The organism is Rhodococcus sp. IEGM 1305 (assembly GCF_030058635.1).
Lineage (GTDB): Bacteria > Actinomycetota > Actinomycetes > Mycobacteriales > Mycobacteriaceae > Rhodococcus_F > Rhodococcus_F opacus_D.
In genome coordinates this window covers 250,457-272,658 of record NZ_JASHKX010000001.1, presented here as the reverse complement: position 1 = coordinate 272,658, position 22,202 = coordinate 250,457, and the positions used below count along the sequence as shown (strand labels likewise).

General features: G+C 65.6%; 18 protein-coding genes and 1 pseudogene. 15 read left to right on the top strand and 4 right to left on the bottom strand.

What is annotated here, in order from left to right:
* Positions 1–42 precede the first annotated feature (42 nt).
* Positions 43–843: a crotonase/enoyl-CoA hydratase family protein gene (locus tag QM693_RS01280; protein WP_283351102.1), complete on the top strand. Its 801-nt coding sequence runs from the start codon at positions 43–45 to the stop codon at positions 841–843.
* Between the two features lie 445 nt (positions 844–1,288).
* Entirely contained in the window at positions 1,289–1,936 is a 648-nt protein-coding gene (locus QM693_RS01275) for a DNA ligase-like domain-containing protein (protein ID WP_283351101.1), read from the top strand.
* A 145-nt stretch (positions 1,937–2,081) separates the two neighbouring features.
* On the opposite strand, the gene QM693_RS01270 is transcribed toward QM693_RS01275, so the two are convergent.
* Positions 2,082–3,332: a TetR/AcrR family transcriptional regulator gene (locus QM693_RS01270; protein ID WP_283351100.1), complete on the bottom strand. Its 1,251-nt coding sequence runs from the start codon at positions 3,330–3,332 to the stop codon at positions 2,082–2,084.
* Positions 3,333–3,998: 666 nt separating this feature from the next.
* On the opposite strand from QM693_RS01270, the gene QM693_RS01265 reads away from it, so the two are divergent.
* From QM693_RS01265 to QM693_RS01230, 9 genes and pseudogenes are all read left to right on the top strand, one after another.
* Positions 3,999–4,772: an enoyl-CoA hydratase-related protein gene (locus QM693_RS01265; protein WP_005264718.1), complete on the top strand. Its 774-nt coding sequence runs from the start codon at positions 3,999–4,001 to the stop codon at positions 4,770–4,772.
* A gap of 19 nt (positions 4,773–4,791) precedes the next feature.
* Positions 4,792–5,958, top strand: coding sequence for an acyl-CoA dehydrogenase family protein (locus tag QM693_RS01260; RefSeq protein ID WP_317569501.1), 1,167 nt, complete (start codon positions 4,792–4,794; stop codon positions 5,956–5,958).
* A 2-nt stretch (positions 5,959–5,960) separates the two neighbouring features.
* The gene (locus QM693_RS01255) at positions 5,961–7,034 is read left to right on the top strand and encodes an acyl-CoA dehydrogenase family protein (RefSeq protein WP_283351099.1); all 1,074 of its coding nucleotides are present in this window, start codon (positions 5,961–5,963) and stop codon (positions 7,032–7,034) included.
* Positions 7,031–8,647: an AMP-binding protein gene (locus tag QM693_RS01250; protein WP_283351098.1), complete on the top strand. Its 1,617-nt coding sequence runs from the start codon at positions 7,031–7,033 to the stop codon at positions 8,645–8,647. The genes QM693_RS01255 and QM693_RS01250 overlap by 4 nt, the downstream gene beginning before the upstream one ends.
* A 44-nt stretch (positions 8,648–8,691) precedes the next feature.
* The gene (locus tag QM693_RS01245; protein ID WP_283351097.1) at positions 8,692–10,323 is read left to right on the top strand and encodes a flavin-containing monooxygenase; all 1,632 of its coding nucleotides are present in this window, start codon (positions 8,692–8,694) and stop codon (positions 10,321–10,323) included.
* A gap of 96 nt (positions 10,324–10,419) precedes the next feature.
* Positions 10,420–10,632, top strand: a complete 213-nt coding sequence (locus QM693_RS37725) for a Dabb family protein (protein WP_502942581.1) — start codon at positions 10,420–10,422, stop codon at positions 10,630–10,632.
* A gap of 12 nt (positions 10,633–10,644) precedes the next feature.
* Entirely contained in the window at positions 10,645–11,511 is an 867-nt protein-coding gene (locus QM693_RS01240) for an SMP-30/gluconolactonase/LRE family protein (RefSeq protein WP_283333100.1), read from the top strand.
* Between the two features lie 695 nt (positions 11,512–12,206).
* On the top strand, positions 12,207–12,545 hold the full coding sequence (locus QM693_RS01235; protein ID WP_283333101.1) for a WhiB family transcriptional regulator: 339 nt from the start codon (positions 12,207–12,209) through the stop codon (positions 12,543–12,545).
* Between the two features lie 128 nt (positions 12,546–12,673).
* Positions 12,674–13,488: pseudogene (locus QM693_RS01230) on the top strand (TspO-related membrane protein).
* A 473-nt stretch (positions 13,489–13,961) separates the two neighbouring features.
* On the opposite strand, the gene QM693_RS01225 reads toward QM693_RS01230, so the two are convergent.
* The gene (locus tag QM693_RS01225) at positions 13,962–16,103 is read right to left on the bottom strand and encodes an MMPL family transporter (RefSeq protein WP_283351096.1); all 2,142 of its coding nucleotides are present in this window, start codon (positions 16,101–16,103) and stop codon (positions 13,962–13,964) included.
* A gap of 99 nt (positions 16,104–16,202) precedes the next feature.
* Here QM693_RS01225 and QM693_RS01220 point away from each other — a divergent pair, with 99 nt between their 5' ends.
* A complete protein-coding gene (locus QM693_RS01220) occupies positions 16,203–16,637 on the top strand; it encodes a MarR family winged helix-turn-helix transcriptional regulator (RefSeq protein ID WP_283351095.1) in 435 nt (144 codons plus the stop codon).
* A gap of 9 nt (positions 16,638–16,646) precedes the next feature.
* On the opposite strand, the gene QM693_RS01215 is transcribed toward QM693_RS01220, so the two are convergent.
* A complete protein-coding gene (locus tag QM693_RS01215; protein ID WP_280779553.1) occupies positions 16,647–17,450 on the bottom strand; it encodes a hypothetical protein in 804 nt (267 codons plus the stop codon).
* Between the two features lie 98 nt (positions 17,451–17,548).
* The gene (locus QM693_RS01210; RefSeq protein ID WP_005250067.1) at positions 17,549–18,091 is read right to left on the bottom strand and encodes a lipoprotein LpqH; all 543 of its coding nucleotides are present in this window, start codon (positions 18,089–18,091) and stop codon (positions 17,549–17,551) included.
* 208 nt (positions 18,092–18,299) lie between these two features.
* On the opposite strand from QM693_RS01210, the gene QM693_RS01205 reads away from it, so the two are divergent.
* From QM693_RS01205 to QM693_RS01195, 3 genes are read left to right on the top strand one after another with little or no spacing between them, the layout of a single operon-like run.
* A complete protein-coding gene (locus QM693_RS01205) occupies positions 18,300–19,625 on the top strand; it encodes a hypothetical protein (RefSeq protein WP_283351464.1) in 1,326 nt (441 codons plus the stop codon).
* Positions 19,622–20,653: a hypothetical protein gene (locus QM693_RS01200; RefSeq protein ID WP_283351094.1), complete on the top strand. Its 1,032-nt coding sequence runs from the start codon at positions 19,622–19,624 to the stop codon at positions 20,651–20,653. Before QM693_RS01205 ends, QM693_RS01200 begins: the two co-directional genes overlap by 4 nt.
* Positions 20,654–20,666: 13 nt before the next feature.
* Positions 20,667–22,166: a tetratricopeptide repeat protein gene (locus QM693_RS01195; protein ID WP_283351093.1), complete on the top strand. Its 1,500-nt coding sequence runs from the start codon at positions 20,667–20,669 to the stop codon at positions 22,164–22,166.
* The last annotated feature ends 36 nt before the right edge of the window (positions 22,167–22,202 follow it).

Genomic DNA, 22,202 nt, shown 5'->3' with positions numbered 1-22,202 from the left:
AGTCATCGTGACTGATTGACCCTCACACAAGGAGCAACTTTCATGGATGATCCCGTTCTCGTCCAGCGCGACGGTGTTATCGAGACCTGGACAATCAATCTGCCCGAAGAACGCAACCCGATCTCCGGCGAGGACGTGATCGACGCGCTCGTAGCGTGCGTGTCCGCTGTCAATGCCAGCCATGAGACCAGAGCAGTCATCGTGACGGGCGCCGGTTCCGCGTTCTCGGCGGGCGGTAACGTGAAGGACATGGCGGAAGGCCGCGGGCTCTTCGGAGGCAAGCCTCACCAGCAGCGCGAGGGCTATCGGAAGGGAATTCAACGTATACCTCGGGCGATGTACAACTGCGACGTCCCCCTGATTGCGGCGGTGAACGGCCCCGCAGTGGGCGCCGGCTGCGATCTCGCGCTCATGTGTGACATGCGGATCGCCTCCGACACGGCCTTCTTCGCAGAAAGCTTCGTCAAGCTGGGCATTATTCCCGGGGACGGTGGAGCGTGGTTGCTGCCACGCGCGATCGGCGCTGCCCGCGCTGCCGAGATGACGTTGACCGGGGACCGCGTCGACGCGGCGACTGCACTGGAATGGGGGCTGGTCTCCCGGGTCGTCGCCCCGGAGCAGCTGCTCGACGAGGCGCGCGGGCTGGCGGAGCGCGTAGCGGTCAATCCGCCGAACTCGGTGCGGATGGCAAAGAAGCTTTTGCGTGAATCCCAGCATCTGAGTCTCGATAGTTTGCTCGAGTTGTCCGCTGCCATGCAAGCGCTGTCCCATCACACCGCCGACCACCGGGAGGCCGTCAGCGCGTTCATGGAGAAGCGTCCGGGTTCCTTCACAGGTGAGTAGCACCTGAATCGCTCGAGGCTGGGGCGGTATCGCCGGAGAATGACCGCCCAGCCGCCCGCGAGCTCAGTATGAGAACCACGAACGAGCAGATTTATCACCGCCTGACCCAACCGAGCCGGAGGACATTGCGCGTGCCATCGCGGCATTGATCGAATGCTTCAACTAACCCCGGAGGTGATGACAGTGATTCCGATCCCCCGTACGGGTTGGGCGACAGCTGGATGGTGTGGACACCTTGGCTGGTGCCCATCGTTCTCTGGTGGAACTCCTGGCACTGACCCAGTACCTACCGCGCGCAGCTGACACGACTATGGCGGACCACATCACCGCTGTTCCGGAATAAGCGGACCGTCTTTGGCCAGGTCACGGGCTTAACCGGGCGTATGCGTCTGATCGCGCCCATGCTGGCCACGGCCGGCACACTCCCGGACAACACGGACCGTCCGTGGAGTTTCGAGATGAAGTACGACGGGTGCCGGATGCTGGCCTCGGTGGGCGGCTGCGAGCCGGTGCTGTGGACCCGCGCCATGAACGTGGTGACACCTCATATCCCGAGATCGGCGGCCGCGGACGCATCGTTCTCGACGGCGGGGTCGTCGTACTCGATCACGGCAAGCCCTCGTTCGGCCTGCTCCAGCGGCGCATGGGGATTGCACACGCGACGAAGCCGTTTCAACGACGAATCCCTGTGACATTCTTACCCTTTGACGTCCTGGCGTTCGACGACCTGCACATCATGAGCGCGTCCTACCTGGATCGGCGGGCGGAGCTGGCCGAACTGGAGTCGATCATCCAGAACGTCGGCGGCCTGCCCATCACCGTCCCCCCGCACTGGGAAAATCAGAGCAGCAGAATCATGCTAAATGCCGCGAACAGTGCTGGAATGGAGGGGAATTTTGGCCAAACGGTCGACATCGATCTACCTTCCGGACCAGCGGAGCCGAGCCTGGATCAAGCACGCAATCCGGACTCGCAGTTCGGTTTGGCGATCGGCTTCGTCGGCTGCAGCCGGTCGGTTGCCGTGCTGATCCTCGGAGCGTACGACGCTACTGGTAATGCGGGATATTCAAACCTGCGGAGTGCCGATCGATGATGGAGAGCAAACCAGGGAGTCGGTGTTGCACGCGCTTGTCACGTTGCGTCGACTTGGGGCGATACCTAGATCATGAGGGTGAGGAAAGCCGCGATAGGTACCAGCGCTCTTGTCGCGATCGCAACCATCGCCGGCGTTTACTCGGTTATTCATCACGCCGCCGACCCGATCGTGCCGATGGCATCGGGGTATTTAGAAGAGCATTCATCGAGCACGCAACAAGCTCGTCGGGGAACTCGGCGTGTCGTGAGAGGTGCGGAATACGGACAAGATCGTTGAGTGCTGTGCGAACCGCATTCACCAGCGCGAGTGCGTCTGCCTCGGTGACTTCTGAACGCGAGGTTCGTAGCCATTTGACCCATTCGGCGAGGTCGTCCTGGCGGATTCGCCGATCACGCTCGGTAGCACTAGCGGGGAGGTTGAGGGCTTCGGTAACTGAAACCGCGAACAGATCCGTTGCTTCGGTTGCGATACGAACATAACCTCTCACGAGGCCGTCGATGACCTGTTCATCGGAGGCGCTGTGATGCATGGCCCTGGAGCTCTCCAGGGCCATCCATTCCTGTACTCGGATGATCATGGCGGAAAGGATGTCGGCCTTGCTGTCGAAGTACCGGTAGACGGCGGGGCCTGCGATGCCGAACTCGTCGAGGCTGACTCCACCGAAACCGCGCTCCCGGAACGCGCGCGCCGCTGCTGCGATGATCTGTTCGCGACGTGATGTACCTGGTCGTTCATTTGCGACTGGAGCCTCCGCCGCTGGCGCATCGCGGAACTCGGGTGACGCTGACGCGCATTCGGGGGTATTGATGGCTGCCAACGCAGCAGACACCAGCAGTGGGGACAGGCGACGCTGTGACAGTGACCGGTCGTAGTGCCCTGGGCTGGTGATGATGCTCACCGCCATCCACGCGCGTACGTCGGCACCGAATCTGCTCTTGGAGGGATCGGCTTTTTCAATGGCCCTTCGCACCGCGCCTCCGATGCGACGAGTACCCTCGCGCACTCGCTCGAAGTCATCGGCGGTGAGGTGCCGTGCTTCTCGCTGCCATAGGGGGCCGAGTCGAAGGCTCTCCAGTGATGCCTCGACCATCCGCGTCAATAACTCCTCTAAGCTGCAGACGCCGGTTTCGGAGCGCTCGGCGGATTGGGCTGCCATGAGCAGTCGGTCCTGGTCTTCGAGGACCACCTGCGACAGTAGATCCTGCTTGTTGGCGAAGTGCCGGTAGATCGCCCGTGCGGTGACGTCGGTTGCCTCGGCGATGTCTTCCATCCGCACGGCGTGAAACCCGTATTTCGTGAACAATTCACTGGCGTTGTGGAGTATCTGCGCACGCCGGTCACGGGGTCGCCGGCGCGTGGCAGCGGACGTCTTCACAGTTTGCGATGCGGTCACGACGCCCCTTTTCCTCCTCGAGGCCCATACGGATGCACACGATGTCCGGACTGGCGGCGCAGCCGTTGATACAGCCTTCTGACGATATACCGGCGGCGGACGGTCCCCCCGCAGTACCCCGCACTACCGCCGTTCGAGGGCCGATCGGACACAATGCCTCCTTCTACGCGGGGCGGCGCAGGCGCACTGCGTACGAGCGTAGGTGAAGTCTCCACTACGGCCGCAGTCCGAACAGCATGCACAATTTTCGATAAGAGTCATGGACAACTTCCGTTACATGATGCTACGTGCTTGATTCGATGAAAGATACGTTTGCCTGACATTTTCGGCTCAACACTTAGCGATGCGCCCCTCGCATTGCCGCGGTTCACTAGCGGAACGGCAGCTCTTCCTGCGCGGCATTTGCGGCCTCAACAGGTCATATGCTTCCGAATGGACGAAAAATCAACCATGCATCCTCAGAACTCTCTAGCTCTGAGCAGTTTCACATTTTCAGATACGAGCTATTGACATATCTAGGGAGTGGGGCCTACTAATGTGAGTAGAAGCACACCCGGTCGTGGCGCAAACCACTAGGGATCAAGGACATGCCGCCTCACGGAGGCGACCATCCGCACCCGGCCGGTCACAGCTCCTGCTTACGCCCGTTCGAACAAAGGAACCTCGATGAAGGATCTGCAATTTCTGCAATGGAAGACCGATCAGAAGGTAGGCACGGTCTGGCTTACCCGCCCACCGGTCAACGCGGTCACCCGCGAGATGTACGCAGAGATCAAGTGGTTCTTCACCCACACGGAGGAGTACCTCCCCGAGGCTCGGGCGATCGTCTTGACCGGCGCCGGCAAGCACTTCTGCGGCGGCAACGATCTCACCGAATTCCAGACGATGACGCCGGAAAACGCCGGTGAGCGCATGCTTGCGGTCCGTGAAGCGTTCTGGTCGATCTACGATTGCCCGTTGCCGGTGATCGCAGCTGTCCACGGAGTGGCCGTGGGCACCGGATTGGCCCTGGCAGCGTCGTGTGATCTGGTCGTGGCAGCCAAGGGCGCCACCTTCACGCTTCCCGAGGTCAACGTCGGTGTGATGGGCGGCGCCAAACATGCCTCACGCCTGGTACCGCAGCAGTTGGTCCGCTATCTGCACCTCACCGGCGAACCGCTGTCTGCCGAGGAACTCGCGCAGCAGGGCGGCGTCTTGAAAGTCGTCGATCCCGATCAGCTACTCGACGTAGCCTACGACGTGGCGGCCAAGATGGTCCGGCACTCGCCGGTCACGTTGCGGTTCGCCAAGCGCAGCCTCAACGCGATCGAATACCAGGACCTCAAGGGCGGCTACGAGTTCGAGCAGGGTCTTTCCGGCGAGTTGTCCGCTTACTCAGACGCCAAAGAGGCCGTAGCAGCATTCTTCGAGCATCGCGCACCGGCCTACACGGGAGCTTGAGATGAATGCTGTTTCACCTGTGCCGGTCGAGCAGATCACCGAGATCGCCGATCTGCGGCGCGAGGCTCGGAGGTGGCTTGCCGAAACAGAGATCCCCACCGTGCCGTTGGAGCTGGAGGAACGGTACAACGTCCTTCGTCGATGGCAGCGCACACTATTCGATGCCGGATGGATGGGGCTGGGATGGTCACGTGAAGCGGGCGGACGTGGCCTCACCGCGCGGCACCAGCAAGTCTTCTCCGAGGAGCTGGCGCGCGCTCATGCACCCGCCCCGATCGGATTGATCGGCCTCGATGTGGTCGGCCCCTCGATCCACCGGTACGGTTCGTCCGAGCAGCGCTCCCGTTTTCTGCCACCGCTGCTCGCGGGCGAAGACATCTGGTGTCAGGGGTTCTCCGAACCCTCTGCCGGCTCCGACCTCGCATCACTGCGGACCCGCGCTCTTCGCCACGGGGACAAGTACGTCGTCAACGGACAGAAGGTCTGGACCAGTTGGGGCAATCAGGCCAGTTGGTGCGCATTGCTGTGCCGCACCGACCCCGACGCCGAACCCAAGCACGCCGGCATCTCCTACCTCATCGTCGACATGAGTTCCCCCGGAATCACCGTCCGTCCACTCGTCCAGATGACAGGCGATGCCGAATTCTGTGAGGTCTTCTTCGACAACGTCGAAGTCCCGGTCGGCAACCTGGTCGGCAAGGAAAACGACGGCTGGCGAATTGCCCTCGACACCCTGTCTCAGGAACGTGGCAACTATGCAATGCGCCGACAGGTGGAGATCGGCTGGGGTGTCGAGAAGACGATCGACGGACTACGAGGCACCTCCTTGGAATCGACGACCAATCGTCGGATCAGCACCGCCATCGGAGAGTCACACGTGGCGCTGCGGGTGTTGGATGCTCAGATCCGCCGAACTGTGCAACGCCTGATCGACGAAGAGGGACCACATCCGCTCGACTCGATCGACAAGCTCGTCCTCAACGACGCAGAGCAGGTGGTCGGCCGCGCCCTCGCCGATCTCCTCGGACCGTTCCGCCTCGACACCGAATCACAACCTCTCGGGCTGAACGCCGCGCAGTTGATTCACGATCACTACTTCTCGCGTGCCGCATCGATCTACGGCGGTACATCACAGATCCAACGCAACATCGTTGCCGAGCGACTGCTCGGCCTACCCAGGAGCTGATGATGAGTCTCACCGCAGCTGACGTGGACCTCGTCACCCCGATCCGCGAATTCTTTGACCGCCGTGTCACATCCGACTACCGCCATGCCCTGCTCAGCGGCGGCGGCTGGGACCCGGAGCTGATGGCCGAACTCGACGACCTCGGCTGGTCCGAGCTGACCCGCCCCGAAAACCGCGGTGGTCTAGGAATCGACCTGACCGCGGTCGCCGGTCTGATCGCCTTGGTCGGTGATCGGCTCGTACCCGGCCCCCTGGTCGAGCAACTGATCCTGCCGGCGTACCTCGACGTTCCCGACGGTTCGCTCGTCGCCTTCGCCGACCCTGCCGTCACCCTCGACTGGGCATCCTCGATCGGTTCCGTGCACATGGAATCGGGGCAGATCCAGGGAACGATCGAACTCGTACGCTTCGGCGGCGAGGCCGACTCGCTGGTACTGGCAGTCGACGGCCCGGACGGACCGGCGCTGCTGCTCCTACCGGGCAGTGACCCGGCGCTGGTGCTCACGCCGATCACCAGTTCTGATCCCACATCGCATTACGTGCGCCTGGAGATCGCATCGCGAACTGTCGCCGACGCCGAGATCCTCGCCACCGGAATCGAAGCGGCCACACTCCTACGACAGATCCGGGCATGGTTCCGTCTTCTCACCGCGTGCGAAATCAGTGGTATCGCCCGCCGCATGCTCGAGAAAACTGTCGAGTACGTCGCGCAGCGCCAGCAATTCGGCAAGCCCGTCGGATCCTTCCAAGCCGTGAAACACATTGCGGCGTCGATGGCACAGGCGGCCATCTCGATGGAGGCGCTCTGCGAGGCAACGGTTTCCGATATTGCCTCTGCTGAGGTTGATTTCGACATCGAGATGGCAACGTGGACGGCCAAGGCTTATGCCGCCGGCGCCGGACGACAGGTGGTCGAGGACGCCTTGCAGTTGCATGGCGGGATCGGCTTCACCACCGAATACGACCTACACTGGTACTACCGGCGCGTCCTCGCCCTGCGGACCTGGTATGGGGACGAGCACGAACTCCACGCACTCATCGGTTCGCGGCGCCTGACCGACGGAGTCGACCGATGATCACCGCAACTCACACCGATTCCGCGCGCCGCGACCGCTACCTCACCAGCGGCGAGTGGAGCCACAGCACGATCGATTCTGCTCTGGCCGAGTATGCACACCATCACCCCGATCGGCTGGCTGTGGTCGATGGCGATCGTCAGGTCAGTTATGCCGAACTCGACGCCATGATCCGCCGGTTGGCCGGCGTGCTACTCGAGCGTGGGATCCGGCCGGGCGACTCGGTGGTCTGGCAGTTGCCGAACTGGCTCGAAGCGATCGTCGTACATCACGGCGCGCTGCGGATCGGCGCCGTCTCCACCCCGATCATCCCGATCTATCGACATCGCGAAGTGCAGTTCATTCTGAAGCAGTCGCGAGCGCGTATCGCGTTTGTGCCCGGCATGTTCCGCACCTTCGACCACCGCGGGATGTTCGACGAGCTGGCGCCCACGCTTCCCGACCTCGAGCATGTGATCACCGTTCGCGGTTCCGACAACGAGTTCGACCACCTCCTCTCGGGCGCAACTCCACTCGACAATCCCGTCGAGCACGCCAGCACCGATATCGCATTGCTTCTGTACACATCCGGAACCACCTCCGATCCGAAGGGTGCTCTACACACCCACGAGAGCCTGGATTACGAGAACCGGAGCATCATCGAACTCTTCGATCTAACCGGCGAGGACATCGTGTACATGCCCTCACCGGTCGGTCACATCACCGGAATTCTGTACGGACTGCAGTTGCCGTTCATGCTCGGCAGCCATGTCGTGTTCCAAGATATCTGGGACCCCGGCGCCGGCCTGGAGTTGCTGCAACGCCGACGCTGCACGTTCGTCATCGGTGCCACACCCTTCTTGCACGGACTGGTACACCACCCGGATCTCGCCGAGTACGACATCGCCCTGCGGGTTTTTGGTTGCGGTGGCGCCGACGTACCCCCCGAACTGATCCGGCAGGCCGAGGAGCAGCTGGGCTGCACCGCGACCCGCATCTACGGATCGACCGAATTCCCGACTCTGTCCGGCGGAAACGCGAGCGATCCGCTGGACAAGCGCGCCACCACAGACGGGCGTCCTATCGGGTCCGCAGAAGCGAGGACTGTCGATGAGCACGACACTCCGGTCCCCCCGGGCGCGGTCGGCGACCTGCAGGTTCGCGGCCCTGACCTGTTCACCGGATACCTCGATTCGAGACTCAATGCGGATGCCTTCGCCTCGGGTGGCTGGTTTCGGACCGGTGATCTGGCGGTGATCGACGAGGACGGGTACATCCAGATCACCGGTCGGCGTAAGGACATCATCGTCCGGGGCGGGGAGAACATTTCCGCCAAGGAGATCGAAGACCTGCTCTTCGAATATCCCGGTATTGCCGACATCGCGGTGATCGGCATGCCCGACCCGATCATGGTCGAACGCATCTGCGCCTACGTGGTACCGAGCGACCAGGCGCATCCACCTGCGCTGGACGAGCTCACGTCGTTCCTGCGCGAACATCGGTTGGCTACCCAGAAGCTGCCCGAGCGGCTCGAAGTCGTCGAACAACTACCGCGGACGGCGACAGGCAAGATCCAAAAGTTCGTCCTGCGTGACCGAATCCGGGACGCTCTGACCTCCGACAACGCTGTCTGATCGCGCTCCCCATCTCCCTCGTACCCCTTCCGGAAGGAAATCCTGTGAACACCACACTTCTCGAGGAGCTCGACGTCCTCGTCATCGGCGGCGGCTTCTCCGGCGTCTACCAGCTCGACCGGCTGCGCACCCTCGGCTACAACGTCAAGATCTACGAAGCCGGCACCGGACTCGGCGGCGTCTGGCATTGGAATTCCTATCCAGGGGCACGCGTCGATACCTGGGCGCCGGTCTACCAGTTCTCGCGTGAAGAGCTCTGGCGCGACTGGAACTGGAGCGAGATGTACCCCGGTCGTGACGAGCTGGTTCGCTACTTCGAATACGTCGACGAGAAGCTCGACCTGAGCAAAGACGTCCGCTACGAGACCCGTGTCCTGGCAGGCCGATTCGATGAAGAAACCCATACGTGGACATTGGTCTCCCGCAACGAGCGCACCGGTGAGGAATTCACCACCCAGGCGCGGTTCGTGATCATGTGTCTCGGTGCCGGCTCCAAGCCCCTCTTCCCCAACATCCCTGGCCTCGAGAAGTTCGGGGGCGACTGCTTCCACACAGCACGCTGGCCACTGGAGGGCTACGACCTTGCGGGCAAGCGGGTCGCCGTCATCGGCACCGGAGCCAGCGGCATCCAGGTAATCCAGGAGGCCTCGAAGGTCGCAGATCATCTGACGGTGTTCCAGCGCACCCCCAACACCGCGCTTCCGATGAATCAGCGGGCGCTTGGCGAGGCGGACAATGCCGAGATGAAGAAGACCTACCCGGAGCGATTCGCCAATCGCAAGAACACCTGGGCCGGTTTCGATTATGACTTCCTCAAAGAGAACCTCCAGGATCTGACCGAGGAACGTCGCAACGAAATACTCGAGGAACTCTGGACCAACGGTGGACTGCAGCCGTGGCTGGGTGGCTTCCTGAATGTCCTGTTCGACAAGGACGACAACGACATCCTGTACGCGTTCTGGCGGGACAAGACACGTCAACGTATCACCAGGCCGGAGCTGGTGGAACTGCTTGCACCGACTGAGCCGATCCATCCCTGGGGCGTCAAGCGTGTCTCCCTGGAGCAGAACTACTTCGAGATCCTGTGCCGTGACAATGTCAAGCTCGTCGATACCTCTGCCGATCCGATCCGGGAGGTTACCAGTGACGCCATCGTCACCGCGGACGGTACCCGACACGAAGTCGATGTCATCGTGCTGGCCACCGGCTTCGACTCGGTCACCGGAGGCTTGACTGCCATCGATATTCGCGGCACCAGAAATGAGACCTTCGAGGAGGTGTTCCGCGGCGGCAGCCGTACAGCACTAGGCAAGGCGACAGTAGGCTTCCCGAATCTCCTGTACGTCTACGGACCCCAGAGCCCGAACGCATTCTGCAATGGTCCGACATGCGCCGAACTTGAAGGCGAACATCTGATCCAGATCGTCGAGCACATGCGGAACAACGGCTACACCCGTATCGAGGCCAAGCCGGAAGCCCAGCAATATTGGGGTGCGCATATCGCAGAGCTGACCTCGGCCACCCTGTTCCCGCTGGCCAAGTCTTGGTACATGGGCGCCAACGTGCCCGGCAAAACCGTCGAAATGCTCATGTATCCCGGCGGTCTTTCGGTATACCTCGAGATCCTCGAGAAGGCTGCTGCCGGTGGATATCAGGAGCAGTTCGAACTCGTCTGAACTCACCTGGCCAGCCACCCGATCGGAACCCGAGGGTAGACATGCTCATTCATGTCGTGACATTCACCTTCAAAGCCGTCCATCTCGACCAGTTAAATCGACGAATTCCAAAAGAATTTCGAATTTTTCGGCGACCAAATACCGTACTCGCGCAATGTCCGACACGGTATCGACCTCGGACAGCGACCGAACAACGTCAGCTACGCACTGGTTGCCCATTTCCAGGACGAAGCCGACTTCCAGCAGTATCTCGACCGCCCTCTCCGCAAGGAGCTGACCCAGTCCAGTACCTCAACCCGCACGGACTAAGGAGTTCACGCGATGGCTACCTACCAACCCACAGTATTCTCGACCGGGCATCAGTTTCTCGAGGCACCTCGCTGGCATGACGGAAAATTTTGGGCCAGCGACTTCTTCAGCGAACAGGTGCTCACCTTCGCCGAGGACGGCACCGCAACGCCGATAACCAAAGTGCCCGGTCGACCGTCCGGACTCGGTTTCCTACCCGACGGGACCCCCCTTGTCGTCTCGCAAAACGAGCGGTCGGTGTATCGCATCACCGCCGGCGGCAAGCTCGAGCAGTATGCCGACTTCAGCGCACTGGCTGGAGGGATCGGCAACGACCTGTATGTGTCACCGGCGGGCGACGCTTATGCCGGCAATTTCGGATTCGCGCTCGGTGAAGAGGATCCGAAGCCGACTCACCTCGTTCACATCCGGGCCGACGGCAGCGTCTCGCAGGTTCCTGGAGATCTGATCTTCCCCAACGGCTGCGCACGTACCCCCCGTGGCACCCTGCTGGTCGCGGAAACCTTCCCGCACCGCATCAGCGCGTTCGACATGGCGGAAGATGGCGGTCTGACCAACCACCGAGTATGGGCGCAGCTCGACGAATCGTTTCATCCCGATGGCATCGCCCTCGATAGTGACGGCGGCCTCTGGTTCGGGAACGCCTTGACCCTCGGCGCCGACAGTGGCTTCTATCGGGTCGTCGAAGGCGGCCAGATCACCGATAAGGTCGAGGTCACCGACACGTGGGCAGTGGCGTGCGCCTTCGGCGGAGAGAACCTCGACACCCTCTACCTCTGCTGCAACACAACAACGCTCGAAGAGTTTCACGAAGGACGCTCGACCGCTCATGTGGCCGTCGCGCAGGTCGGGCGCACCGGAGTTCCGGCGTCCATCTGAACGTGAGGAGACAGGCGTGAACACCACGATCGTCACAGAAGGCCGGGTTCATCGCGGGCGATCTTTTCGACCGTCGATGCCGCTCACGCCGACCCGCCCGAAGCCCTCTCGTCGGGTATCCGCCGACGCCGTCGCCCGATGTCTGCCCTCGAACACCGCCGGAGAAGCGCCGGATTTCCGTCCGGCCAGTCAGGCAACATCTCGATCCCGGACGTGGCGGATCAGGCTCCCACACCGGTCGCCGACGACGCTACAGAACGAGACGGCGGATGTGATGCCAGTTACTTTCGAGCGATACCCTTCGGTAACGTTCGCGGTGTCGCTACCATCAATTGCACACCGTTTACCACCTCGTCAGAGGTGATCGAGTGTGGATCATCCGGGTTCGTCCCGGTCCCACCGATGTCGAGCCCAGGCATCAAATGCACCGACACGACCTGCGGACGTGGTGCCCGCCGATCACAGTCCCGGACTCAGGTCTGTCGCTACCGCTACCCGACCGCCGCCTCCCGGGCATCAGAAGTGACACCGCGATGTGTCGAGGGGTCTTGTCGCACAACACCTTCGGATGAAAAGCACTACGCCGTGGTTGTTTCCCGGGAGGCGGCAACAAGCCCAGGCCCGCCAGCCACGCACGCTCCGCCCATACCGACGGATCGGCCCACCGGTCCCCTCCGAAAGAGACCCACCCCGCTGTGCCTGATCATTTCCACCACTCCCCCGACCGGGACTGGCAACACCGCGCGTCCTGCCGCGGCACCGACACCAACCTGTTCTTCTCCCCCGACGGTGAACGCGGCCACGACCGCGCCCGACGTGAGCGCGCCGCCAAACAGATCTGCCAGGACTGCCCCGTACTCGCACGGTGCCGAGCCCACGCCCTCACCGCCACCGAGACCTACGGCATCTGGGGTGGCATGTCCGAAACCGAGCGCACCCGCCACACCCGACGCACCCGCGTCCCGGCCCGCCACCGCGACGCCACACACGCTCCGGCACCACACCACCACCGCTCTCCCTGCTCGCGCACGTGACGAACACGACATCGATACCCCGGCACGGCTCCGCACCGGAACCTGCGAACGTCTCTCCACAAACCGGCCGACGGCACTCCTGAAGTCCCTATCGTCGACAACGGACGTTCTCCCGCAAAGGAGTGACCATGAGCGGATCGATCGAATCATCCCCGAACGACGAGGCCCGTGTGCTCGTCGTGATCCTCTCCGCGGTGGTGGCGGTCGTGGGTTCGATCATCGGCTCAGGGGCGCTGGTGGGAACCCCGATCTCCCAGGTCGCCGACGGCGCCCTCGCCGCCGACGCCACCGCAGTGGCCCCCGGCGGGCCCGCCTTCTCCATCTGGACCCTGATCTACCTCGGGTTCCTCGCGCTCGCGATCTGGCAGGCACTGCCCGCGCACCGCACCGATCCTCGGCAACGCCGCGCCGGGTGGTGGCTCGCCGCGGCGATGATCCTGAACGCGGCGTGGACAGTCTGCGTGCAGTTCGAACTGCTGTGGCTCAGCGTCCTGACCATTCTCGCGTTACTCGCAGTGCTGGTTGTCGTGTTCGACATCCTGACCAGCATGAAGCCGTCCAGTCGTGTCGAGGCGATCGTGGTCGACGCCACCGCGTTCGTGTACCTCGGATGGGTGTGTGTCGCGGTGGTCGCCAACATCGCCGCCGCCCTGGCCGCCGCCGAGATCGATCCGTTCGCTCTCGGGGCCGATACCTGGGCCGTGCTCGTCCTCACCGTAGTCGCCGTGGTCCTTGCCGTCGCCGGTCACGGACGCTTCACCGTCACAGCAGCCATCGTCTGGGGCTCGTATGGATCGCCGTCGCGCGGACCACTGGCGACGGTTCCACCTCACAGCCCGCCGCCATCGCCGCGCTGACGGCCGCCGCGCTGGCCATCGTCGCCACCGCGATCGCCCGGCTACCCCGCGCACGTTCCGGCGAGCCCACGGTCACGAACCCGTAATCGCGTAGTGCTTGGCAGGTCGACCACGAGCGATCCGCAGTGGCCGACAGATTCCCCCGATCACACCCGTCCTGGCCGCCCACAACTGCGCCCGCATCTTCTCCTCGAAACACTGGTCTACCGACGCCGAACATGGAACGTCCCCGACGAGAACGAAGTCGTCCTGTGCGGAGGTCAACCAACCAGGGGACGATAACTCTCGAGCTCGAGAAGCGACCTCACGCATCCCGCTTCCGCCACGGCCGTCACCTCGTCGAGGTAGGCCAGGACGGGCCGGATCGGCGGCCGAGGTCGTGCCCGGGTCGCAGAACTGGACCTCCAGACGATCACCGGCCGTGGTCGCGTCCCTACTGACTGCACCGACATTCCAGTTGTACCGCGCAGTCCCGCTGTGCCGTTAATCGAGCCAGACTCGGCTGCGCGACCATGAGCGAACAGGCAGGCATCACGCTTGCGGCATTCGCCGAGCGCGCTCACGTACGACTCGAATCCAATTCCGGCTCCGCAGAGACGTTCTCGTCGGGCTCCGGTGCCGAGGCGAGCTTGCTCGGCCACCAGATCTTCTGCCCGATGTCGACGGTGAGGGCGGGCACCAGGAGTGACCGCACGAGGAGTGCGTCGAGGAGCACACCGAACGCCACGATGAAGGCGATCTGCGCGAGGAAGATCAGCGGGATGACGGCGAGCGCCGAGAAGGTCGCCGCCAGAACCACTCCCGCCGACGTGATCACTCCGCCGGTGACGGTCAGGCCGCGGAGCGCTCCCCGTCGCGTGCCGATGCGCCGGGCCTCTTCCCGGACCCGGGTCATGAGGAAGATGTTGTAGTCGATTCCGAGGGCGACGAGGAACACGAACGCGAACAGCGGGACGACGGGATCGGCACCCGGGAACCCGAAGATGCGCTCGAAGACCAACGACGAGATGCCCAGCGTCGCAGCGAAGGACAGGACCACCGTTCCCATCAGCAGCAGCGGCGCGAGTAGCGAACGCAGCAGCAGGCACAGGATCGCGAACACCACGAGGATCACGACGGGGATGATCAGGGTGCGGTCACGCGTCGACGTGGTCTTGGTGTCGAGGTCCGTGGCGGTGGTGCCGCCGACCAGGGCGTCGGCGCCGTCGATCGGGTGGACGGCGTCACGCAGGCGGATGATGGTGTCCTCGGCCGCGAGGGAATCGGCCGGATCGGTCAGGGTGGCTTCGATCGCCACCCGGCCGTCCACCACCAGTGGGTCCTGCGTGCCGGGGGCCGACAGAACGGTGATGTCGCCGACCCCGTCGATCCGGGCAGCGTCGGCTACCGCATCGCGGGAGCCCTCGTTCGCGATGATCACCGCCGGTGAACCGGAGCCGGCGTCGAAGTGATCGCCGAGAATCTGCTGGCCCGCAACGGAATCGACGTCGAGCAGGAACGTCTCCGACTCCGCGACCCCACTCGCCTCGAACTGGGGCATCAGGAGCGCGAAGAGCACCAGCACCAGGCTGGACGCCACCCAGAAACGGCGCGGGTGCGCACCGATTCGTGCCGCGAGCGCGGCCCAGAACTTGTGGTCGGCGGCCTCGTCCTTCTCGGCGTGCCGCGCGTCGAAGGCGGGCCTGCTCGGCCAGTACGCCGTCCGGCCGAGGAGCACGAGCACCGCGGGGAGGTACGTCATGGACGCGACGAAGGACGCCGCGATACCGATGGCCGCCACCGGCCCGAGTCCGCGGTTGGAGTTGAGATCGGACAGCAGCAGGCACAGCACGCCGGCGATGACGGTGCCCGCGGAGGCGGCGACGGGTTCGAGCGTCGCCCGCCACGCGGTCCGCATGGCACGGTACTTGTCCTGCTCGATCCGCAGTTCCTCGCGGTAGCGGGACACGAGCAGCAGTGCGTAGTCGGTCGCGGCACCGAAGACCAGGATGAACAGGATACCCTGGCTCTGACCGTTCAGCGCGATCACACCGGTGTCGGCGAGCAGGTACACGAGGAGACTCGACAGTCCCAGCGCGAAGACGGCGGAGGTGATCACCGCGAACGGGAGGATCGGGCTGCGGTAGACGACGATGAGGATGAGGATCACGACGACACCCGCCACCAGGAGCAGCAGTCCGTCGATTCCGGCGAACGCCGCGGACAGATCCGCGACCTGTCCGGCGGGCCCGGTGACGAGGACGGTGAGACCGTCCGGTGCGGCACCGAGCGCGTCCCGGAGTTCCGTGACGCTGTCGCCGACCTCGCCGGCGCTGTCGACGGGCACGAACATCTGCAGTGCCCGGCCGTCGGCGGACGGGATCGGCGGCGACACCTCGTCACCGAATCCTTCCGAACCGGCGAAGGAGTTCGCGGTGCGGGCGAGGAACTCGGTGTCGGACGCGGTGATCCCCGACGTCCGTTCGGCGACGACGATCGCCGGCACGAACTGCGTGTCGGTGAAGCCCTTCTGCAGCGCCGAGACCTCCGTGGCCTCGGCGGACGCGGGCAGGAACGACGTGCTGTCGTTCTGCTGGACCGAGGAAAGTTTGCCGGCGAACGGACCACCGAAACCGCCGACGGCCAGCCAGACGATCACCAGCAGGGCTGGCAGAATCCACCGCAGGCGACGAACCGGGCGCGGGCGGGCAGTTGTGGTCACGTGCTCTCCAATGCTGGACGGTTCGACGACCGGATGTCCGGATTGCGATGTTCCTATTTTGTTCAGCCTGCTGAGCAAATTGCAAATGGAGGCGAGGAAATGACGAGCGACGGCATGGACGAGTGGCCCACCGGACGGCTGTTGTCCACGGCTGCGCGGCTGGTCGAGCACTCGTGGGAGGACATTCTCCGGTCACAGAACATGACCCACGCCGGCCTCATCTGCCTGCACACGATCGCCGACCGGCCTGCCTCGCAGCGGGACATCGCGAAGGCCTCGCGGGTGACGGACCAGACCATCAGTCGCACCATCGACCGCCTCGAACGAGCCGGGTACGTCACCCGGGAAACCGACCCGCTCGACGAGCGGCGCAAGCGGGTCGCGATCACCGAGCCGGGTCGCGCGATCTACCGCCGCCTGCTGACCCTGGAGAAGGAGGATGCGGCCCTCACCGCCGCCGTCGGCGACGTGGGGCCGCTGCGCGAACAACTCCTCCTCCTCGTCCGGTCGCTGGGACTTCCGCCCCGGGACTGATCGTCGTCGTCACACGTTCGCAGGCAGGGCGATGACGACCTCCCGCTCGTTCCCCGGCAGATAATGGACCGTCACCACCCGGCCGACCTGAACGTGCCCGACGCTGCGCGGCGGCAGGAACTTCTCGACACGGGTGGTGAACGTCGTGCCGTCGGGCCGGGTGACCGCCAGCCCGAGTTCGACCTTCGAATTCCCGTTGCGGATCTCGCCGGGCACACTGAGCGACTGCACCACCGCCTGCGCGGGAACGCCGTGAGCCGCGATGTCGAGCTTGCCCGGGGTGGTGAGCCCCTGACGAATCATGGATCGGTTCAACGCGTCCTGCGCCGTCGACGTGTCGCCCGAGCGGTCGATCTCGACCTTGTCGGTGCGGCCCGGCAGGTAGCGGACGGGGAGAACGACACCCGGGCGGAAAAGAGCCAACTCGGTGAGCGGCACGATCATCCTGGCGTGCGATTCGAAGGTCTCGCCGTCGGCGCCCTCGACGCCGAGGTCGATCCGGACTTCCGGTTGATCGTTCAGCGTCATGCCGGTCTGGCGCACCGACCGCACCGTCCCGATCCCGACGGCGCCCTGCCGGAACGCGGCACTGTTGCGCCCGGTGAACGCCGCCAGCACGCTGTCGCCGGTGAGGGCGAAACAGACCACGACCACGCTGACCGCGACGATCGGCCAGATCATCTGCGGGCCGACCCACGACAGGGCGTCGATTCCGTAGTTCGACCGTCCCCGATCGCCGAGGCCGTACCACAGGTAGTAGCCGACCGACCCGACGAGAAACACCAGGGCGGCGGTACGCACGATCTTCTTCACGATGAGTCCTCTCCGTGCCTGAACTTGGGGGGGAAGAACGGGTGGGACGCGCGCGAACTCGACTGCCGCGACTCCGCGCGCGTCCCGGGTGAGCCGGCTCAGCCGCCCACGACGGTCGAGCATGCGAACGTGATGTCGAACTTCGACGAACTCGGCGCGGTCGGGTTGCTCATGTCGGGCGCGCCGACGCCTTCGCCGCTGATCGTGTAGGTGTCGCCGTCCTTCACGACGGTCGCGGATCCGCCGGGCATTCCCTGCCCGAAGCCGAGGGCGTACGGGAGGCCGTTCGACCCGCCCTTGCTGCCCGCGATTCCGACGGCCTGCACGGTGTCCGCGCCGGTGATGGTCGCGGAGACCGCCAGGTCGCCGTACGTCGCATTGGCGGTGTCTGCCAGCGCCAACGCGAGGGTGTCGCCGTGCTTGGCGCAGGTGGCGTCGAAGTCGGCTTCCAGTGCCTTTCCGTCGACCGCGGCCGAGGACGCGCCCGCCGGGTTCGCGGCGGCCGGGGACTGTTCGGAGCTTCCGCCGCCGGAGCTGCTGTCACCGGTGTCGCTGCAGCCCGAGACGAGCAGGGCGACAGCGGCCGCCGCCACGATGCCGGCGGTGTAGACGCGCTTCTGAGTCCGAACGATCTTGTTCATGATCCGTCCTTCACGTTTCGTGAGGGGCGCTCGGCGCCCGTCGTCGATTCCTTCGGCTCGCGGACTGGAGCCGATGTGAGAAAGGTAGGAACGTCTCGCGCCCTACCGATCCCAGATTTGTCGCCCCGTCGACCGGGCATCCCTGCGGTAGCCTGCTCGAATGCGGACGGCATCGAGGAGCTCAGTGGCTGCTCGGCGACCGCGAGCGATGGTCCTCGACGAGGTGTGGCGCGAGCTGGACGGGGTCGAACCGCTCAGTGGGCCGGACGGCGGACCCCTGAGCCGCACCGTGAAACTGATCCTCGATCCGCTGGTCATCCGCCCGGTGCAGAACCCGCTGTGCGCCGGTCCGATCGTCACGGCCGACGGGGCGCAGTTGCTCGCCACCCGGGTGCACGCCTCCGCCGACGTGCTCCGCGCCACCGCCGCCTGGTTCACGCTGCTCAAACGGGTTCGCCGGGCGCTGCGCATCACGGACGGCAATCCCCAGGACCTGTATTTCCAGCGCTGTTTCGAACTCGCGACCGGTTCGGGCACCCCCGACCCGCTCCGGAGCGAATCCGTCGCCGAGGACACGTTGCGCGACGTGCACGATGTCGCCGCAGGCCGCACCACTCAGGCGTTGAAGGCCCACGTCACCGACCCGGAACGGGCACGCGAGCTGAACGCCCTGATCGACGTCGCGTGGGGCCGCCGACCGCTGTCGGGCGCGGCCACCGTCGACCACGCCGACGCGATCGACGTGGTACTCGACGCGTGTCCCGGCGCGCGCCTGGACCAGGACGGCGACGACGGACGGCAGGCACTCGACAGCCTGGTCGCCGGCCACGCAGGAACCCACCGCGGGATCGCGCTCTGGGCAACCGAGGTCTCGGCCCACCGGCTCGGGCTGACGGCGCATCCCGTGCCCGCGCCGCCACGTCTGGGAGCGTCGGCGTCCACCTCGACCCTCGGGCTCCCGTTCGACCGGTCGGTCTACGAACGCGTCTTCACGGTGCTCCGCGCGTCGACCGACCGTGCGGAGCTGCCACCGATCCGCGAACTGGTCACCACCGAGATCGCCCGAAGTTGCTCGCCCTGGGCGCTTCTCGACGAATCCCTGCGGGTTGCGGCGACGACGGGCGCCGCGCTGGCGACCGGTCTCCGTCCGATCGGTACCGCGCCCTCTCCTGCGGGCACGGACACCACCGCCGTCCGGGTGATCAACGGCCGCTGGCAACGGGAGGCGTACGTCCTGCAGGCACGCCGCCTCACGGTGAGCGCCGACGCCGCGTCGCTGCCCGAAGCGAATCCGCTGACGGCCATCGCCGCCGAACTCCTCGAGCCGTGGCGCCCCTACCTCCGTCGCCTGTGGGTCCGCCTCCACGGCCGCGACGTGCGCGAGTTCTCGGTCCACGAACCGGACGAGGTCTGGGACCTCCTCGACGGGGTGGCACGATCGGTGATCCTCGACCACCGTATGCGGGTCAAGCAGGCGCTCAGTGCAATTCCCATGACGGATGCGGCGGGCGCTCCCGAATCGAGGGCGAGTTGACCCCCGGCAGGGTGCGGATCGAGCGCGCGCCCGACGGGGTATGGGTCATCGCCCCCGACGACGCACCGAGTGTCCTGGACGACGCCGCGGGCATCGACGTGGCAGTGTTGGAAGTGCTGGGTGGGCACCTGTCGTGGAGTGTGCTCACGGAACACACGGTCCCGGTCGCGGTGCTCGACGACGTCGCGTCGGCGCAGAACTGGGTGTGGGCCGTGTTCGGCGAGGAAGTCGCGCTCGCCGTTGCCGCCGGCTCCGGGCGCGACGTCACGGTCGAGCCGGCGCGACCGCGGGTGGCCGCCGGTGCGAGGCGACTCGCGTACGCGCACTGGGCTGCGCGGTGGTGGCCGGCCTCGACGATCGACGCCATCCCCCCGCTCGACGAGGGGCTGTTGCACGGCGAGATCGCCACCCTCGTCGAGGAATGCGATCTACTCGTCGACGGAGACGACGCTGTCGTGCCGACGGGCCCGGCGCCCGCCGACCGGCCCCGCCGGGCAGACGACTACGCCCTCGCGGCCGGCGCGGCGGTCGCGACGCTGCCGAGCACGCTCGTCCTGGCGCGGGGTACCACCGGATCCGACTGGCGTCGGTACCCACCCGGGCTCGTCGACGCGTCCGAGCGTGCGGTGTCGTGGGAGGTGGTGCGCGCCGCCGGGAACACGACCGTGCGGGTGAGTGCGGTTGCGGCACCGGGCCTTTCCCAACCCGTGCCGGCGCATGTGCGTCCACACGCGCTGATCGGCACCGCATCGGGCACCGCTGACGTCGCGCTGCAGCTGTCGGGGGATGTGTGGTCCGGCGAGTCGGCCGCACCACCGGGCTCGGAATCGGGGGTGTCCGTGGACGTGTACCTGCCCGGGTTCGGCGTGAACGGTCAGGCCGACGACGGAGGCCCGGAGGCCCGGGAGCGCGTTCGGGCCCTGGTCCGCGGGCGGCTGCGCCGGGCTTCGGAGACGGCACCCGACGACGGGCCGGATGCGTCCCTGCTCGCCGAGATAGCCGCGGCCGCCTCGGATTCGGACTTCTGACGTGGGAGAACAGATGGGGCGTGACCTCCTCGCGGCCGGCGCGGCAGCGTACTCCCGCGGAGACGTCGCCGAGGCACTCCGGACGTTCGAGCGGGTCGCCCGCTCGACCACCGGCGATCTGCGGACGAGCGCGATCATCAACGCGGCCAGCATGTCCGACGAGCTGGGCGATCACACGAAGGCCGTCGACCTCTACCGGGAAGCCCTCGCGGAGATGCCGGCCGACGCGATCCGGATGCGTCCCGCGGCGCTGGTCAACCTGTCGCAGGCCTTGCAGCACCTCGGCGACCTCGACGGCGCGCAGGACGCGCTCGAGCAGGCGCGGGGGCTGCTCGCGGCAGCCGACGATCAGGGCGACCTGCGCGTCGCGTGCCTGCTGTCACTGACCGCGGTCGCGATGCACCGGCAGCAGTGGGCGCACGCGGCCGACATCGCCACCGAGTCCCTCGACGCGGCGGTGCGTTTCACCCCCGAGCTGGCGGGACACCCGCTCATGAACCTGGCCGCCATCCATTTCGAGACCGGGCGCTTCGACCTCTCCGACGACTTCGCCGGGCAGGCGCTCGAGGCGTTCGAGACCGCGGGCGACGTCAACGCGGTCGCCGAAACGCAGCAGAACCTGGGCATCATGCACGTCCGCTCTGGGCGATCCGACGATGCGGAACCGCTGGTGCTGTCGAGCCAGACGTACTTCGAGCGCGCCGGGATCGGCCACCGGGCGGGGATCGGATCGAAGGTGCTCGCCTTTCTCGCCGAGGGCCGGGGCGACACCGAACGCGCGGCGACGCTCTATCGCCGCAGCCTCGACTACTTCCGGACTTCCGGAGCGGTACTCGACGCCGCGGACGTTCAGACCCGCCTCGCCACCGTCGCCTTCGGCGAAGGGCGACCCGACGAGGGAGAGACACTGCTCGCCGCCGCGTTCGACACGTACCGCGCGCTGGGGCTCGGGCTGCACTGCGCGCAGGTCGACTTCTGGCACGCAGCCCTCCTCGAGTCCGCCCTCGCGGCCTCCGAAACTCCCGACAGCGCGGTGCCGGCACGAGCCACCGCGCTCGCGGTGCCCGCGGCGATCGCCATCGACGCCGTGCGGTACACACTCCCGAACGGGCGTCAGCGCGAGCAGTGGAACCGCGAGATCGCCGATCCGGCGATGCAATTGGCGTTCCGGCTCGCGTACGCCTCGGGTGACGCGCGCCTGGTGGCCGATCTCGTCGAGGCGCAGTGCGCGGGGACGACGGTGGACGTCGGCCGGGCCGGGCACCGCATCCCGGCGCGGCTCCCCCTGCAGTTGCCGGACCTTCCCCCGGCAGGCACGACCGACACCGAGGGGTCGTTCCTGCTCGGCGCCGCACTGGCCGGAGTCGCGGCCGGCGCCGGTCTGCCGGTGCCCCTTCCCCCACGGCTCGCCTTGACGTCGGATGGGCGAATTGCGCTGGACAACTCGATCGCGGTCGCCGAGGAACGCTACCGACGCGCGGTCCGGGACAGCCGGGTAGTGCCTGCATGGTGACCTCTCCCAGGTGTCACGGTCGTCACACTGCACGTC